Source organism: Alteribacter natronophilus (assembly GCF_006007885.1).
GTDB lineage: Bacteria > Bacillota > Bacilli > Bacillales > Salisediminibacteriaceae > Alteribacter > Alteribacter natronophilus.
This window is the reverse complement of sequence record NZ_VCRO01000003.1, coordinates 1-17,079: the sequence shown is the minus strand read 5'-3', so window position 1 is coordinate 17,079 and position 17,079 is coordinate 1. Positions and strand designations below refer to the sequence as shown.

16 protein-coding genes are annotated in these 17,079 nt (G+C 49.5%); 11 read left to right on the top strand and 5 right to left on the bottom strand.

Annotation, left to right across the window (positions count from 1 at the left end):
• Position 1: 1 nt before the first annotated feature.
• The 3 genes from FGB90_RS10075 to FGB90_RS10065 form a co-directional block, all read right to left on the bottom strand.
• Entirely contained in the window at positions 2 to 835 is an 834-nt protein-coding gene (locus FGB90_RS10075; protein WP_138810724.1) for a carbohydrate ABC transporter permease, read from the bottom strand.
• Between the two features lie 15 nt (positions 836 to 850).
• The gene (locus FGB90_RS10070; protein ID WP_138810723.1) at positions 851 to 1,792 is read right to left on the bottom strand and encodes a carbohydrate ABC transporter permease; all 942 of its coding nucleotides are present in this window, start codon (positions 1,790 to 1,792) and stop codon (positions 851 to 853) included.
• 97 nt (positions 1,793 to 1,889) lie between these two features.
• Complete coding sequence (locus FGB90_RS10065; protein ID WP_138810722.1) at positions 1,890 to 3,221, bottom strand: ABC transporter substrate-binding protein; 1,332 nt, start codon at positions 3,219 to 3,221, stop codon at positions 1,890 to 1,892.
• Between the two features lie 391 nt (positions 3,222 to 3,612).
• Between FGB90_RS10065 and FGB90_RS10060 the strand changes: the two genes are divergently transcribed.
• From FGB90_RS10060 to FGB90_RS10045, 4 genes are read left to right on the top strand one after another with little or no spacing between them, the layout of a single operon-like run.
• Positions 3,613 to 4,647 carry a family 43 glycosylhydrolase gene (locus FGB90_RS10060; RefSeq protein ID WP_138811205.1) on the top strand — a complete coding sequence of 345 codons (1,035 nt, stop codon included), beginning with the start codon at positions 3,613 to 3,615 and terminating at the stop codon, positions 4,645 to 4,647.
• A 22-nt stretch (positions 4,648 to 4,669) separates the two neighbouring features.
• On the top strand, positions 4,670 to 5,893 hold the full coding sequence (locus tag FGB90_RS10055) for a family 1 glycosylhydrolase (protein WP_138810721.1): 1,224 nt from the start codon (positions 4,670 to 4,672) through the stop codon (positions 5,891 to 5,893).
• A 53-nt stretch (positions 5,894 to 5,946) separates the two neighbouring features.
• Positions 5,947 to 7,725: a glycoside hydrolase family 2 protein gene (locus FGB90_RS10050; RefSeq protein ID WP_138810720.1), complete on the top strand. Its 1,779-nt coding sequence runs from the start codon at positions 5,947 to 5,949 to the stop codon at positions 7,723 to 7,725.
• Positions 7,722 to 8,870 (top strand): glycoside hydrolase family 43 protein, encoded by a 1,149-nt coding sequence (locus FGB90_RS10045; RefSeq protein ID WP_138810719.1) that lies wholly within the window; start codon positions 7,722 to 7,724, stop codon positions 8,868 to 8,870. Before FGB90_RS10050 ends, FGB90_RS10045 begins: the two co-directional genes overlap by 4 nt.
• A 394-nt stretch (positions 8,871 to 9,264) precedes the next feature.
• Here the strand turns inward: FGB90_RS10045 and FGB90_RS10040 are convergent, their stop codons facing one another.
• Entirely contained in the window at positions 9,265 to 9,504 is a 240-nt protein-coding gene (locus FGB90_RS10040) for a hypothetical protein (RefSeq protein ID WP_138810718.1), read from the bottom strand.
• Positions 9,505 to 9,643: 139 nt separating this feature from the next.
• Here FGB90_RS10040 and FGB90_RS10035 point away from each other — a divergent pair, with 139 nt between their 5' ends.
• The 4 genes from FGB90_RS10035 to FGB90_RS10020 all read left to right on the top strand — a co-directional run bounded on the left by FGB90_RS10035 (position 9,644) and on the right by FGB90_RS10020 (position 13,070).
• Positions 9,644 to 11,017 carry an MATE family efflux transporter gene (locus FGB90_RS10035; RefSeq protein WP_138810717.1) on the top strand — a complete coding sequence of 458 codons (1,374 nt, stop codon included), beginning with the start codon at positions 9,644 to 9,646 and terminating at the stop codon, positions 11,015 to 11,017.
• 137 nt (positions 11,018 to 11,154) lie between these two features.
• Positions 11,155 to 11,571 (top strand): hypothetical protein, encoded by a 417-nt coding sequence (locus FGB90_RS10030; protein WP_138810716.1) that lies wholly within the window; start codon positions 11,155 to 11,157, stop codon positions 11,569 to 11,571.
• A 23-nt stretch (positions 11,572 to 11,594) separates the two neighbouring features.
• A complete protein-coding gene (locus tag FGB90_RS10025; protein ID WP_138810715.1) occupies positions 11,595 to 11,930 on the top strand; it encodes a hypothetical protein in 336 nt (111 codons plus the stop codon).
• 207 nt (positions 11,931 to 12,137) lie between these two features.
• On the top strand, positions 12,138 to 13,070 hold the full coding sequence (locus FGB90_RS10020) for a ribose-phosphate diphosphokinase (RefSeq protein ID WP_138810714.1): 933 nt from the start codon (positions 12,138 to 12,140) through the stop codon (positions 13,068 to 13,070).
• A 290-nt stretch (positions 13,071 to 13,360) separates the two neighbouring features.
• Here FGB90_RS10020 and FGB90_RS20125 read toward each other — a convergent pair whose 3' ends face one another.
• Positions 13,361 to 13,489 carry a hypothetical protein gene (locus tag FGB90_RS20125; RefSeq protein WP_281280041.1) on the bottom strand — a complete coding sequence of 43 codons (129 nt, stop codon included), beginning with the start codon at positions 13,487 to 13,489 and terminating at the stop codon, positions 13,361 to 13,363.
• A gap of 107 nt (positions 13,490 to 13,596) precedes the next feature.
• On the opposite strand from FGB90_RS20125, the gene FGB90_RS10015 reads away from it, so the two are divergent.
• The 3 genes from FGB90_RS10015 to FGB90_RS10005 all read left to right on the top strand — a co-directional run bounded on the left by FGB90_RS10015 (position 13,597) and on the right by FGB90_RS10005 (position 16,965).
• Positions 13,597 to 14,208, top strand: coding sequence for an AAA family ATPase (locus FGB90_RS10015; protein ID WP_138810713.1), 612 nt, complete (start codon positions 13,597 to 13,599; stop codon positions 14,206 to 14,208).
• Positions 14,209 to 14,382: 174 nt separating this feature from the next.
• Positions 14,383 to 15,621 (top strand): M14 family zinc carboxypeptidase, encoded by a 1,239-nt coding sequence (locus tag FGB90_RS10010; protein ID WP_138810712.1) that lies wholly within the window; start codon positions 14,383 to 14,385, stop codon positions 15,619 to 15,621.
• A gap of 273 nt (positions 15,622 to 15,894) precedes the next feature.
• A complete protein-coding gene (locus FGB90_RS10005; RefSeq protein ID WP_138810711.1) occupies positions 15,895 to 16,965 on the top strand; it encodes a tetraprenyl-beta-curcumene synthase family protein in 1,071 nt (356 codons plus the stop codon).
• Positions 16,966 to 17,079 lie beyond the last annotated feature (114 nt).

Here is a 17,079-nt window from a genome sequence, read left to right as displayed (position 1 = left end):
ACTATCCTTTGATTCCGCTAAGGGCAATGCCTTTCACAATAAAGCGCTGGGCGAAGATGAAGAGAATAATCACCGGAAGGGCAGAAAACAGTGTTGCGGCCATAAGTTTTGCAAACTGTATGTTAAACTGCCCCTGCATAATGGCAAGTCCAACCGGCAGTGTCCTCATATCCGCGCTTGTTGTAACGATTAAAGGCCACAGATAGTCGTTCCAGTTTGCCATAAAGGTAAAGAGGGCAAGAACGACCAGTGAAGGCTTAGCAAGCGGGAGAATGATTTTCCAGTATATAAAGAAGGTTGAGGCTCCGTCGATCCGTGCTGCTTCCTCCAGTTCGTGCGGAATTCCGATAAAAAACTGCCTTAACAAAAAGATACCGAAAACACTGGCAAGACCCGGGAAAATCATTGCAGCATAGTTATTGACCCATCCAAGTGTACTAATGAGTCCGTAGAGAGGTACCAGGTTCATCACCGGTGGGATCATCATGGTTCCCATGAGACTCCAGAACAGAATATCCCGGCCTCTGAACTTAAGCCTTGCAAAGGCGTAGGCAGACATGGAATTGAACAGCAGCATTAAAGCCGTGTGAACGGTTGCGATAAAGAAGCTGTTCCAGAACCACCTGAGAATGGGAACATCCTGACGAACGAAGACGTCCATGTAATTCTGAAAGGTGATGGTTTCCGGGATCCACCGGATTGGCCAGGAGATTGCCTGACTTTCGGGCTTAAGGGAAGTTGACAGAACCCAAAGCAGCGGCAGAATCCAGAACAGCGCCATTATACTCAAAAAGATGAAACTGAGCCACTTTGAAGATTTATCTTCTACAGCCATTGTATTTCCTCCTGTCTATTTTTCCTTTGTCATTAATTTAAACTGAATTAAACTGATGGAAAGCAGTATCATCCCGAGTATGACGGACATCGCTGCCGCAAGACCGGCACGCGGATTTCCACCTGTAAAACCGACTTCATATATATACAGAATTAACACCCGCGTTTCGTATCCGGGCCCTCCCCCGGTAGCAAGCTGGGGCTGGGCCATTACGTTAAATGAGGCAAGTGTGGTCATGATAACAACGAAAGCCATTGGTGCTTTCAGCCCCGGCAGGGTCACATGGAAAAACTGCTGAATTTTATTGGCTCCGTCAATTTTCGCGGCTTCATAAAGGTGGTCGGGAATTTCACTGAGACCTGCGAGAAACAGAATCATATTTGTACCGATTGTCCACCAGATTGTCATCAGGACAAGGGAAATCCACACCCAGGGTGCACGGGTCAGCCATGGTATGGCATCAAGTCCAGTATAGGCGAGATAATAGTTAATGAGTCCGGCATTCGTATCAAGAAGCCAGATCCAGATCAGAACAACTGTAACAACCGAAAGAAGACTTGGTGCGTAAAACAAAGCCCGGAAGAAGTTGTGGCCGAAAGGTCTTGCGTTAATCCCAATTGCGAGAAACAAAGGAATTATTACAAGAAAGGGAACTGATAGAATAACAAAAATGAGCGTCGCTCTGAAGGCAGACCAGAAGTAGTCAAAGAACAGGCTGTCTGTATTCCACAGGATATTTGCATAGTTCTGAAGACCGACAAACGCTGCGTCGGTAAAAAAGTTCCAGCTGTGAAAGCTGATATAAATCCCGTAAATCGTAGGATAGGCCAGAAAAATAATGAAAAAGAATAAATGCGGTGAAATAAATAACAGAGGCGCGTATTTTTCCTTCCAGTCTGTTTTGCCGGGCTTAACCGGCCTTTGCAGTGGAATGCCGCCATTTTTTTGTAGTTTCATACTCATTCCTCTCCCTAATTTGATAATGAGGAGGGAATTCCCTCCTCATTATATCCAGGTTATACTCTTCGGTAACTTACATTAAGAGATTGAATCGTTACTGTGCAGCCTCTTCGGCGTTTGCTTCACCTTCGCGTGCTGCCCGCTCCAGTGCTTCAGCTGGATCAAGCTGTCCGAGCATCGTCTCGTCAACAGCTGGACCGGTTGGTCCCCAGGTGTCAGCATAAAACGCTGTGGCAGGTGGAAAGACGAATGTCTGCTGAGAAGCGTTGTACTGATGCTCCAGCTCTCTGAATTCATCACTTTCCAGAACAGAGTAGGAAGCAGGAACCTGTCCGGCTTTTGCCCACTGAAGGCTATTTTCGGACACATACTCGATAAACTTCATGGCTGCTTCCTGTTTTTCCGGATCTTCATCCTGCTGAACAGGAAGTACGAAGTTATGAGACCCTGCCCAGACGCCTTCTTCACCACCGAAGCTCGGTACCGGAGCAGCAGCAAAGTTAAGACCGTCCTGATCCTCAAAACCTGCAGTCATCCAGATTCCGTTAAGGTGGAAGGCGCTGTTACCCTGACGGAACAGTGTCACTTCACCATCCTGCTGGACATCGGAAGGGGATACTTCATGCTCATAAACAAGATCAACCATTTTCTGGAGAGCTTCCTCACCCTCAGGGGAGTTATAAAGAGCCGTCATCCCGTCTTCACTCACAGTTTCTCCACCATGGGAGACAAGAGAGCTGTAAAAGATCATATTACTTGGCCAGTAGACCGGCATCGCGATCCCGTAGGCATCTGTGGCATCCTGAACGGCAAGTGACATTTCAACGAGTTCGTCGTAGGTTTCAGGCGGTTCGGAATAGCCGGCCTCTTCAAGCAGATCCACATTGTAGAACAGCGTAAGCGGATGCACATCAAGTGGAATCGCGTATCGGTTGTCCTCGTAAACTCCTGCATTCCATACTTCCGAAATGAAATCCTCTTCTTCCAGACCAATACCTTCAAACAGTTCATCAAGCGGCGTCAGAAGATCATATCTCGCATAGCCTGCCACCTGGTCGAGGTGCATGATGGCTATGTCTGGTGCTTCGCCTGCAGTAACGACCGTACGATACTGATCATAGAAATTATCCCAGGGCATCGTCTGGGTGCGAACCGCAATTTCGCCTTCGTGCTCTTCATTGAAATCCGCGATAATCTTCGCAATATCCTCACCGTCGGGTCCGGTAAACCCATTCCAGAATTCAAGTGTGATATCAGCATCGCCTACGTTACCCGGCGTCTCAGTCTCAACCTGCTCTTCCGCATCTCCGTCACCGTTTTCCCCGTCGCCTGCCTGATCTTCCTGCGTAGGCTGGTCCCCGCACGCTGACAGGGCAAGAAGGCCTGTCCCAAGTCCAAGCGACAATAGAAATCTGCTTTTTTTCATAACTGTTTCCCCCTTAATAGGTTTGTATATGGAAGAGTGACTGATTCACTCACAATCCCGAAATCGAGTTTAAAAGCGCTTACATTAATAGAGTAAAAAAAGAACTTTTTTCTCTACTTTATAAATTAAATTTATATTCTATGCTCATCCTAACGTAATCGACGAGAGGAGGCAAGCTTTATTTCTAAAAAAAATCAATTGTCTGATAAATAGATAGAAATGGATTAGAGAGGGGTTTGTTTAAATACATCAAGGATCCCGTTAATGAAAACAGAAAAATTCAAAAAAACAGTTAACAAATGAAAGCGTTTTATGTAAGATGGATATATAAATTAATTAAATTTACTTATTTGTTTGCAGCCTGAGCTGCAGGAACAGGGGGAATTTTTTGATGAAAAAAGTCCTTGCGGGGGTGCTGACGGCTGCTGTACTTGCTGCAGGAAGCATCTATTTTATGACGAATGACTCCACCCCGGAAGCTGGGCCTGATTATCAAAATCCGGTATTTGAACCAGTTATTGCTGACCCGTCAGTTATTAGGGGTGAGGATGGATATTTTTACGCATATGGTACGGAGGACAACTGGGGTGACGGAATGGGTAGCAGGATTGTCCCGATTGTCCGCTCCGATAACCTGACTGACTGGGAGTATGTGGGTGAGGCATTTCAGTCAAAACCCGACTGGAAGGATGATGGAGGCATCTGGGCACCTGACATTGTCCAGTTTAATGACCAGTATTATCTATTTTATTCACAGTCTACGTGGGGAGATCCAAATCCTGCTATCGGAGTGGCTGTAGCGGATGACCCGGCTGGACCGTTTGATGATCAGGGGAAGCTGTTTGACAGTGAGGAAATCGGTGTTCCAAATTCCATTGATCCTCAGCTGTTTATAAAAGAAGATGGCACTCCCTACCTGTTCTGGGGCAGCTGGTACGGCATATGGGGAATAGAAATTTCCGATGATGGGTTTGATTATGTTGGCGAAAAATTCCAGATTGCGGGGACAGATTTTGAAGCTCCATATATTATCGAGCGAGACAATTACTTTTATTTCTTCGGATCCAAGGGATCCTGCTGTGAAGGACAGTTCAGTGAGTACAGAGTAGCTGTCGGCCGGGCGGAAGCTTTTGATGGACCCTACCTGGATCAGGATGGAAATGATCTGAACGAGTCAAGCGGAACAGTAATTCTCAGTGGTGGGGAGGGATTTGCCGGCCCCGGACATAACGCTGTGGTCACTGATGATGCCGGTCAGGACTGGATGCTCTATCACGCAATCGACAGGGACAACCCCTGGATCGGAAGTGGTGTGACAAGACGCCCTCTCATGCTTGACCGCATCATCTGGGAAGACGGATGGCCGGTAATTGAAGACGGTGTACCGGGGGAAGGGCCTCTTGAGGGGCCAGCCATAGAACAGTAATTTCAGGAAGGGCGGTACGGGAATGAACAAGGAGTTGGAACCGCTTGTATGGGCCGTCGGTATTGAGAATACATTTGTCACACAGACTGAAAAGGGAGAGCGGCCGCTTGATGAATATCAACTGACACAGCATTATACTTACTGGAAAGAGGATCTTGAAAAGGCGAGGGCCGCTGGTGCAACGATGATCCGGTACGGAATACCGTGGCATAGGGTGGAGAAAACAGAAGGTGTATACGACTGGTCCTGGGTTGATGAAGTAATGGATTATTTTAGCAGTAACAGGAGCCTGGTCCCCATTATCGACCTGATGCATTATGGAACACCCGACTGGCTTCATGGGGAGTTTTTAAACGGCAGATATCCGCAGGCTGTCAGCCGGTATGCCGCATCGTTTGCCCGCCGTTATGGACATTTTATTAAATATTACACCCCCCTGAACGAGCCCTATGTGAATGCTGAATTCTGCGGGTGGAACGGTGTGTGGCCACCTTACCAGAAGGGTCTTAGCGGTTTTTACCGTCTGATAGTCCAGCTGGGCAAGGGGATTATACAGACTGTTGAAAGCGTTTCGAAAGAAGTACCTGATGCTGTTTTTGTCCATGTGGATGCTACTAAGAAGTATTATACCCGGGATGAGAAGCTCGAAGACGAGGCGCAGCTGTGGAATGAAAACAGCATGGTGATGTGGGAATTGATTCAGGGAAAGATCAATTCCGAGCACCCGCTCTATTCTTTCCTTCTCGACTATGGAATTACCCCCTCCGAGCTTGAAGTGTTTCTGGAAAATCCGACCGAGCCTGACGTCATCGGGGTAAACTACTACCCGCAATTCAGTGTACACGAAGTTAAACGGGATAATATGGGTAATATTATTACTCCTCATATCCTGGGTGATGAGGAGGATATGAGTGACATTATCCGCGAGTTTTACTGGAGGTACAAAAAGCCGGTAATGATTACGGAAACAAGTTTCAGAGGTTCAGAATATGACAGAAATCAATGGCTTGAGGCGAGTAAAAAGGCATGCATGCAGCTTCGTTCCGAAGGGTTGCCGGTCACTGGGGTTACGTGGTTTCCCTTTATGGATCTTGTAGACTGGGAATACCGGACTTCGGGAAAATCAGTTGAGGACGAGCTTTTACCGTTTGGTTTAATTACACTGGTCATGAAAGATGGTGTACTTGTTCGGGAAAAAAACAGCGTATACAGAAAGTTTCAAGAGCTGGCAAAGAACAGTGATTAATTTTAAACATGCAGAAAAAACAAATCATTCAATTTGAGAGGAAGTGCGTCAGTATGTCAATTCCACGTTCGGAGTATCCACGCCCGCAGTTTGTCCGTGAAGAATGGATGAACCTGAATGGCAAATGGGAATTTGATTTCGATGATCAGGATGAAGGTTTGGAAAACAGGTGGTATGAGAGTCATCAATTTTCCAGGGAGATTAATGTACCGTTCTGTTATGAAAGTGAACTTAGCGGGATTAACGAGCAGGACTTTCATGACCGGGTCTGGTATAAGCGTACTTTTACCGTACCTGAGAAATGGAACGGGCAGAGAATTATGCTTCATTTTGGGGCAGTGGATTACCAGGCTCAGGTGTGGGTGAACGGAACTTACGTTACTTCGCATGAAGGAGGACATTGTCCGTTTCACGCGGATGTGACCAGAGAATTGGTAAGAGGCGATAACGAAGTGGTTGTCCGGGTTGAAGATGCGGTTAAAGACCTGGATCAGCCAAGGGGAAAGCAGTACTGGAAAGAACGTTCGGAAGGAATCTTTTATACAAGGACCACAGGGATTTGGCAGACGGTCTGGCTTGAGCCTGTCTCTGTTTCCCATGTTAAAAAGGTGAAGCTAACACCGGATGTGGATAAAGATGAAATCACCATTGATTACACGGTGAATGGAAGCAAGCCCGGGCAGCAGCTTGAAGTCGAAATCAGCTTCAAGGGAGAGCGGGTGGCAGTGGATTCGCTTACTCTTAACGGCAACAGGGGGACTAGAAGCATTTCACTGCAGGATTTCCATGTCCATGACGAGGGACGTCTTTGGAGCCCCGAGCATCCGAACCTTTATGATGTAGTTTTCCGGTTAAAAGATCATGGCCAGGTTATGGACAAAGTGGAAAGCTATTTCGGCATGAGAAAAATTTCAATCGAAAACGGCATCGTGATGCTGAACAACCGCCCTTACTACATGAAGCTCGTTCTGGATCAGGGGTACTTTCCAGCCGGTCTGTTAACCCCACCGTCAGACGATGAAATCAGGAAAGATGTGGAACTGACAAAGGAAATGGGTTTCAACGGAGCTAGAAAACACCAGAAGATTGAGGACCCACGCTACCTCTACTGGGCAGACAGGCTTGGTCTCCTCGTATGGGGGGAGATGGCCAATGCCTACACCTATTCAGATGAAGCAGTACGGCGCATGACAGCTGAGTGGCAGGAAGCAGTTGAACGGGATTACAATCATCCTTCTATTGTTGCCTGGGTGCCGGTAAACGAAAGCTGGGGTGTACCGAAGCTTCTTGCGGATAAGCGACAGCAGGATCATACTCTTGGTATGTACTATCTCACCAAGTCTCTTGACTCCACTCGCCTTGTAATGTCAAACGATGGCTGGGAGCATACAAAATCCGACCTGTGTACCATTCATGATTATGAAAGCGACAAAGAAGTTCTGAAGGAACGTTACATTTCAGTTGATACAATTATGGAATCAACGCCCGGCCACAGGCTCATATATGTGCCGGGATACGGCTATCAAGGTGAGCCTGTTCAGGTGACCGAATTCGGCGGAATCGCCTACAAGAAAAGTGAATGGGAAGGGTGGGGATATTCCGGCGCTACTGATGACGAGGACTTTGCCCGCAGGTATTATGATGTGGTCTCCGCAATGCTTGAATCCCCTCTTGTACAGGGATTCTGTTATACGCAGCTTACGGACGTAGAGCAGGAGATCAACGGATTGCTTACGTATGACCGAAAGCCTAAAATTGCGCTGGAAACGATCAGATTAATTAATGAAGGCCAAAAAAAAGACCGTTATACCAGTGAGGAAGAGGGTAAATGACATATAAAAACCCGATTATTTCAGTGAAAGGACTCGACCATGGTGATCCGGCAGTACTGAAGCACAATGGTATGTATTACTTGTACCACACAGGTCCCCGAACGGTACCTGTATACAGATCCCCGGATCTTGTAAACTGGGAACCGTGCGGGACTGCCCTGAAGGCTTCGGATGATCAGACTCACTGGGCCCAGATCGATCTGTGGGCACCTGAAGTGATCTACGATAACGGTGTATTCTATATGTATGTAACCGGCGCGGTCAGGAGGGAAGACGGCGGTGCCGATGACGGAATCAGAAGAATCGGGGTGGCTAAAAGCCTATCTCCTGAAGGGCCGTTTTCGCTTGCGGAGCAGCCGCTTACCGATGAATGGTCAATTGATGCCCATCCGTTCAAGGATGATGACGGTTCCTGGTACATGTTCTATAACGTACGGAACGAGCATACACGGGGACCGAGCGGCGTTATCGGAACGGGTAATGTAGTCGATCGGATGGCAAGCCTTGAATCTTTAAGCGGTCATCCTGCAATGGTTGTTAAACCGGAGCATGAGTGGGAGGGCAACAAAGAAAACACCTTTTTCTGGAACGAGGGGCCGTTTATTCTTAAAAGAAGGGGCATCTACTACCAGATGTACAGTGCAGGATTCTTTGGCGATGACACCTACGGCGTATATTATGCGACTTCAAATGTCCCGATAGGAAATGGTGGAATGACAGATCAGAGCTGGAATAAATGGCGTGGTGGAGAGCCGATTTTAAAAACGAATGATGCCTGTCACGGTCCTGGCCATCACGTGGTGGTGAAAGGGCCGGATGGGGTAGAGGATTTTATTGTGTATCACGGTTATGAACCGGACGAGGATCTGCCGGAACGGAGAGTGCGTCTCGGCAGGCTCTTTTGGGAAAAGGATCACATACGGCTGGAGCCACCTGTTACCTGGGAACGGCCGCTGCCCCGCACAGCGGATTTTGATGGGCGATTCATGACCGACGCTGGAGAGATAAACGAAGGGCTTGCCGGTCACGTTTATGAAGACTTTCTGTTCGAAACAAACGCGGCATTTACCGGAGAAAAAGGTGAGGAAGCTGGTGGGCATCTGGCTTATATTGACGAGAATACCCATCTTTCCTGGGTTATTTAACAGGCGGGCCGCTATGTTTGCTGTTTTTGCGCGGGCCGAGGCTGACACCGTCTTTTTAGTGGAAAATTCCCTTCCGGATAATTTTAATTACGAGGCCTTTCATACTCTGCGGGCAGAGGTGTACGAAGGGAAAGCATCGGTTAGACTGAATGGAATAGAACAAGCGTCCCTGGAATGGACGCAAAAAGGGAAAGCTGTAGTTTTCCAGAACAGTCAGGCAGGCTACAGGGGGACACTTCTGACGAATTTACGCCCCGAGCAGGATGGAGATTAATCCTCTGGAAGATTGACGGGTGAAGTGGAGAAAGTAAGGAAAACGAAATCAAAAGCACGTCCGATCCGAGCAGGATGGACGTGCTTTTTTGGGGAGATTGAAAAGTGCATTTTCCGGAAGCTACACTTTTTCCACGAGATACGCTTTTTTGTCCCGGAAGTATTTTTCACCGTTTTCGGAGGAGTGCTCAAAGAAGCCTTTGAAACTCCGGACGACGCGGTAATGGCGCTCGGGTTCGGTGAAGAGCTGCTCCTCGTTGGTGGCAAGAAGGACGACGTCTGTTGTGGAAACGAAGCTGTCCAGTTCCTTTGCGGAGTAGTTCTGGCCTTCTTCAAGTGTGTTCAGGCGGTGCTGGGTCATGAGTGATCCTCTCCTTTTATAGATATCGTTACATGGCTCTTCCCGGGGCGCTTCACGGCGTAAACCCTTCTTTTTTTTACAAAATGGTGTAAGATAGCAGAAGGCATCTTTGGAACAACGGATTGGCAGGTGAGCAGGTATGGAACACGTGGAGTCGGGACGGGAAAAAGTGAAGCTGTTTCTGAGGATTCTGTGGCCGATTATGGTCACGCAGGTGAGCTTTTTTGCCATGAACCTGGTGGATACGATTATGAGCGGGCGCGTGGGAACGGACGATCTGGCCGGTGTGGCTATCGGATCGAGCCTGTGGCTGCCCATTTTTGCAGGGATAAACGGGATCCTGCTGGCGGTCACAACGATTATCGCCCAGCTCGTAGGGAGCGGTCAGAAGGAGCGGATTCCCTATGCTGTGACACAGTCTCTCTATCTGGCAGTGGTTATAGCGGCAATTGTGGTGGCGGTCGGTGGTGTGGTGCTTGAGCCGATTCTTGGAGTGATGAATCTGGAGTCTGCGGTGCATCATATTTCGTTTCACTACCTGATCGGCCTTGCGTTCGGGATCGTGCCGCTGTTTCTTGCGAGCGTTCTGCGGAACTTCTTTGACGGCCAGGGGCTGACACGAATCACGATGACGATCGTGATCATCGCCGTGCCATTTAATATTCTTTTAAACTACGGCTTTATATTCGGGAATTTCGGCCTGCCGGCTCTCGGCGGGATCGGTGCTGGATACGCGACAGCGGCGACGTACTGGATTATTTTTGTGATCAGCGTTGTAATGACGTTTAAGATTCCAATGATCCGCCGGTTCCAGATCTTTGTCCGCTGGTTCAGACCGTCGTGGACGACGTGGAAGGAGCAGCTCGGGATCGGGGTGCCGATCGGGCTTTCGATCTTTTTTGAGTCGAGCATTTTTTCCGTTGTAACGCTTCTGATGGGAGTTATGTTTACGACGGTGACGGTGGCGGCGCACCAGGTGGCGCTCAGCTTTACGTCGCTCATTTTCATGATTCCTTTGAGCATTTCCATGGCGCTCACGATCGTGGTCGGATTTTCCGTCGGCGGCCGGAAGTTTCAGGCTGCCCGGACGTACGCCCACCTCGGCGTGTGGGGCGCCATCGGATTTCTCGCGGTGGGGGCGGTATTTCTCTACTTTTTCCGGGAACAGATCGCCCTTCTGTACACGAGCGACTGGGAGGTTGTTGCCATGGCTGGCCAGTTCATTATCATCGCCATCGTGTACCAGCTTTCTGATGCGGCACAGTCCGGGCTTCAGGGGGTACTTCGGGGCTACAAGGACGTGAAAGTGCCGTTTTACACAGCGTTTGTGTCGTACTGGCTCGTAGGCATTCCGGCCGGGTACTTGCTCGCTGCGTACACGTGGATGGGGCCGTTCGGGCTCTGGGTCGGCATTACGCTGGGCCTCACGTGTGCGGCAGCCGGTTTCTTTGTGCGGCTGCTGATCGTCCAGCGCCGCGCCGAGCAGGCGGATGTGCCGTTTGTGGAAAATTAAGATAGTTCAGGCTGATCGGGCTTCCCCTTTTGAGGGGGAGCTCTTTTTTTGTGAAGTGAAATTGGCTGAAATTGGGAACTTTACGGGCGCGGGAGCGTAAGAGTGAGTAAGCAGTTTTTATTCGGAGGTGATGTGTGGTGGGGAAAGTCTTATTATTCGCACTTTTACTGCTGGCAGCTTCGGCCTGTTCCCAGACGGAAACGGTTGTGTACATTGGAGAGGGCGAGCACTGGAGCGGAGTGTATACGCTGGAGTATTCCAACGGAGCAGGAGGGGCGAGTGAGGAAACCTTTTCGACAGAGGCGCTTGACATTAGATACAAGGGAGAACGGGAAGAGCTGGCTGATGTGGCTGAAATAACCTACGGGTACGAGCTTACAAATTCCGCCTGGAGAAGAACGTACACATTCGATGGTGAGAGTACGCTGGATGACAGAGAACTGAGTATGAGCCAGACAGCACTCGGTGCAGGGCCGGACACGGACCTGGAGACAATTACGGTCTTTATGGAATGGGACGATGAAGAAGAAAGGTTTGAACTGGAGCGGCAGTAGCAAAAAGGGGAGGAGCTTGTCTGATGGGTAAAAGAAGAGGACTGCTTGTTTACCAGTTGATTCTTATGAGTGTAGTCGTGGTGGGAGCTTTCGTGTTTCAGACAGGGACAGCGGCATACGTGTTTCAGTTTATGATCCCGGTTGGGGCGGCATCGATCGCACAGACGCTGCTGATGGAGGAGTACAGCAGACGGACGATCTGCTTTCAGGCAGGGCTTCTCGGGCTTTTTCTTGCCGGGACGCTGTTTCCGCTGGGTACGGCGATGACGGGCGGGATGTATGCGGCGGCAGCGCTTCTGCTGATCCAGCTGGTGAGAACAGTCTGGAAGGTCAGAAAGGGAGATGTGTCGTCGGTATAAGAGGAGATAGGCCTTCGCTTTTTCGGGGCGGGGGTTGCTTTGTATTGGGTTTAGTTTGGGGGATGGAGTGGTTAATGTATAAGTAACACTTTTTCTCGTGGGAAAATACGTTGAGAGCATACCGGCCATCCAATCCCTTCCATTAGCGAAAATTCCCGTTTCGTTTTATACTAATAATCGACCAGTACATATCTTTAGGAGGTCCTTATGACCACAGCAAAAATGAAAGTGTTCAGCCTGAATTCAAACGAGCAGATTGCAGAGGATGTTGTCCGCCATCTCGGTGCCGAGATGGGGAAAAGCACGATCAAGCGTTTTTCCGACGGTGAAATCCAGATGAATATTGAGGAAAGTATCCGCGGTGACGATGTGTACCTCGTCCAGTCAACGTCCACGCCGGGGAACGAGTATCTGATGGAGCTTCTTATCATGGTGGATGCCATGAAGCGTGCGTCAGCCAACACGATTAACTGCGTGATTCCGTACTTCGGGTATTCCCGCCAGGACCGCAAAGCCCGCTCCCGGGAGCCGATTACGGCAAAACTGATCGCAAACCTGATTGAAAAAGCCGGTGCCGACCGTATTATCACGGTGGACATCCACGCCCCGCAGGTGCAGGGATTCTTCAACATTCCGGTGGACCACCTGAATTCGATTCCGATTCTTGCGGATTATTTTAAAGGGAAAAATCTTGAGGATGTTGTTGTAGTGGCACCTGAAAACGGCGGTGTCGTCCGCGCCCGTCAGATCGGTGACATTCTTGACGCACCGATTGCGCTCATCGACCGGAACCGCCGGGAGACGAGCGGTATGAACTTCATCGGTGAGGTGGAAGGCAAAACGGCGATCATTATTGACGACATGATTGATACGGCACGGACGATTACGACGGCGTCGAAGCACCTTATGGAGCGCGGCGCCAAGGAAGTGTACGCCTGTGCCACGCATCCTGTGCTGTCGGATCCTGCTATGGACAGGATCGAGGAATCCGACATCGTTGAGGTCGTGACGACCGATTCGATTTTCCTGCCGGAGGAGAAGGCGATCGACAAAGTAACCGTCCTCACTCTCGCTCCGCTTCTGGCCAAGGCGATTGAAAAAGTACAGAACAACGAATCAGTGAGTACGCTTTTTGAATAACGGCTTTTGTGACCCCGGTTTCCTTTTGAGAGGAGGCCGGGGTTTTTGGTTTTAGTGCTGGTGTGCAGGGGGAGCGGGGGAGGCGGGGCGGTTTTGTTGTACATAGCGGGATTTACCTATACTTAGAACGGAATTTCTTGTACTTATTTGGATTTACTTGTACTTAATTGTGTTTACTTGTACTTATTCTTTATTACTTGTACTTAGCAGCGGCCTGGCCCCCGGACTGCTCAGCCCGCCGGTCCGGAACGAAAAAAGACCCTGCCCGTTTTGGCAGGATCCGCTTATAATCAGGAATGATTTCTGTACTGGGCCAGGAGATCCAAAGCAGCGTGAAGAAATTCAATAAACTGAAAGCCGAGAAGTGAGACTGCGGCAAGGGAAAAGAGCCCTGTTAAACTTTCGATGAGAAGAGTCAACGTGGATACCTCCTTCCGGTTCATGAGTCTAAGTATACTCCCGGACAGGAAAGGCGGGCCAGTGTGAAACTGTGGGATTTAATCAGACCAGGAAAGGCTTGAAGTCTATGAAACTTGATGAGCTTTCAGATAAATTGATTTCGTTGAAGCGAAAGTGCAGGAACCCTGTTGCCGCTCTGGATGGACTGAGTGGGGCCGGGAAGACAACGATCGCAGCCGAGCTGAAACAGGAGATTGAAAGACGGGGACAAATCGTCTGCCTGGTTCACATCGATGACTTTGTGACTGTCCGAAAACAGCGGTACAACACCGGTCATCCCGAGTGGTACGAGTATTATTTTCTTCAGTGGGATGCCGGGAGGCTGAAAGAAACACTTTTCCACCCGTTAACAGAAGGGAAGAGCAGGATCAGTCTGCCCTTTTACGGCCGCAGGGCGGATACTGTAAAAACAGGGGATCTTCATGTGCCGGCCGGCGCACTGGTAATTTTAGAGGGGATCTTCCTTCAGCGTCCGGAGTGGCTGCCATTCTTTGATTATGTCATTTATCTTGACTGCCCCAGGGAAACGCGCTGTGAGCGGGTTCTGAAGCGGGATGACTACATAGGGAGCATGGAGGACCGCCGCGCAAAATATCAGCGGCGTTACTGGGCGGGGGAGGATTATTATCTGAAAAACATACGCCCCGCACAAAACGCGGATGTAGTGATAAATAACTGAACCTTTTTGCCCCTTGATTGAAGATGTGGCGGGGCGTTGATCCGGCGGTATCCGACGAAAGTCGCCAGATATAAAAAAACACCTGGATTTATTGTCTTATTTTTCTGAAAAGTGTTGAATTTTATATTTAGACAGGCGAAAATTGAGTTGGTAAAAATAAAGGAGGGTGTTGGAATGAAGAGATTTTTAGGCGTGAGTTTAGCGGCCACAATGGCCCTTTCAGTCGTGCTGCCCGGTGGGGCGGCAGCAGAACCCCAGTCAAAACCGAATGGTCCGTGGATCCAGCCCGGGCAGCAGGTTATGCTGGAGCGTTTCATGGAACCTGATGAACTTCATGAGAAACTGGAGCAGATTGCTGAGCGGGACAGGCACGACCGGCTCGAACTGGAAGTGGTGGGTCACTCCGCGGAATATGATTACCCGATTTACGTAGCCAAGTTCGGTGATGCGGACACGGATAACCCGAAAGTGTTCCTTCAGACTCAGATTCACGGAGACGAACAGGGCGGCACAGAGGCTGCGCTCAGTTTGATTCACAACCTGACAATGAGTAACAATAAAGATGTCAGAAAGATTCTCGATAACGTAACAGTATACATTCTTCCGATGCTTAACCCTGATGGATCGGAAACATTCGAAGTGGAGCAGGGGCAGTCGAAGCAGCGCCGGAACCTTCAGGAGTGGACGCCGGAAGAGTGGGGACTTGACGCTGATACACCTGCACCGTGGTACCATGGTGAAGACGCGGTGAGCGGTGAGCTCGGCTATGATGTGAACCGTGACTTCCACCCGGATCTTTCTTTTGAGCTGTCACCGGAAGATGCGGATCTTCTTCCAGGTCTTGGTACAGAGCCTGGTTTCTATGTCACTCCTGAAGCAAGGGCTTCCCGGGATGTGTTTGAGGAGCTTCAGCCGGATCTGTTTATCGACCACCATCACCGGTACAGCAATACTGTATCCGAGGATGACGACCGCCTGAATACACTTCAGATTCTTGGTCAGGTTGTGGATGAGGATAATGTGGTTTCCTACGACGGTGTGGATTACCAGCTGAGCGAAGAATCCCTGGAACTATCCAAACAGGTGAACTCCCATGTCTACCAGGTACTTCAGAAAGGGAACTCTCCTTTCGGTGCCATATCCCTCTTTCCTGAGGTCGATCTTCCTGGGACAGCACTTGGCAGCTATTCCCTGAACGATGCTGCGATCATGCTCTATGAAACCCGCGGTCAGCAGCATCCAGGCGGTCACACCGGCCAAAAGGGCAGCGGCATGCTGATTCAGCAGTCTTATATCGGACTTTATGAGACCCTGCTGGGACTAGCCACAGGCGAAATCTATGACATTGATCCTGAATTCTACGACACTGAAATTCCGCGCAACAGCCCGCGGATTGGACCGCCGAATTTGTAAAAAGGATGTAATATAGTATTACAGAGCTGCCGGGTACTTGAAGCCCGGCAGCTTTTCAGCGTGTCATGGGCAGAGCAGGAAAAAGGAACGGGTATTTTCCTTACTGGCAAGAAAATTTGACAAATCTCCCGGAAAAAGAAGGGAGTTATGGCCCAACTTTCCCGAAGCAGAAGGGATATTCCAGCCAAAAAAAGAAGTTATCTCCATATACTGGCATTTATAGCTGTCCGTTCGCACATGCTAAAGATAAAGACTGTATATGGAGGGATGAATGTGGGCGTACCTGCTCGTTCGTGGACACTTTTGTACCAGGTTTACAGGAAAGTGATTCCGGTCGTGAGGGAGGAGCTTGGAAAATGGCGTACTTTTGCCGAGGGGATTCCCGACCCTGAACTGCGGTCCCAAGCTCTCATGAGTATTGATGACAAGGCGTTTCATTGTAAGGGAGGGGCCGTTTACGGCCTGCTTGCGGGAAAGGACAGGGCAGAAGCGATCCGATTTATTGTGGCGTACCAGACCATCTGTGACTACCTTGATAACCTGTGTGACCGTAGCACATCCCTTGATGCCGATGACTTCAGGGCGCTTCATGAGAGCCTGGCCGACGCGCTGACACCGGGGGCAACAGTGAGGGATTACTACCGGTTTCGAAAGGAAAAAGAGGACGGCGGGTACCTGGCCTCACTTGTGAGAGTATGCCAGGAAGCGGCTCGGACTTTTCCCGCTTACGAAGTTGTGAAAGCGGCCAATGTTGAACTGGCTTCTCTTTACGGGGATCTGCAGGTGTACAAGCATGTGGAGCTGTCGGAGCGGGTTCCGCTTCTGGAAGCCTGGTTTGAAAAGCACCAGGGTAAACTTCCGGAAATGAGCTGGTATGAGTTTTCGGCATGCGCAGGGTCCACGCTCGGCATTTTCTGCCTGACTTCCTATGCAGCGGGAAACAGTGAGCTGAGCCGGGCTGAGGCTGATCAAATTAAGGATGGATATTATCCGTGGGTTCAGGGGCTTCATATTATGCTTGACTACTATATCGACCAGGAAGAAGACGAACGGGAAGGAGATCTTAACTTCTGCAGTTATTACGAGAGCGAGAGTGAGATGCTGGACAGACTCGGCGAGTTTTACCGGCAGGCGGGAAAAGGGATTGAAGGGCTCCCGGACGAGCGGTTTCACCGTTTTATCCGAAAGGGCCTGATTGCCATTTACCTTTCTGACGATAAGGTGAAAAAAGACCGGATTTTCAGGCAGAAAAGCAGGCAGATCCTTAAAAAGGGCGGAGCGGAAGGCTTGTTTTTCTACATGAATAACTGGATGTACCGGCAGGGAAAAGCTACACGTGATTAAAGGGAGAGTATCACGAAACATACTAACATTAGTAGCACAGACCAAGGCCATGGTCTGTGCTACTATTTTTTTATAGTAGAAGTGAAGAAAGGCCGACCAGCCTCTGGGACCATG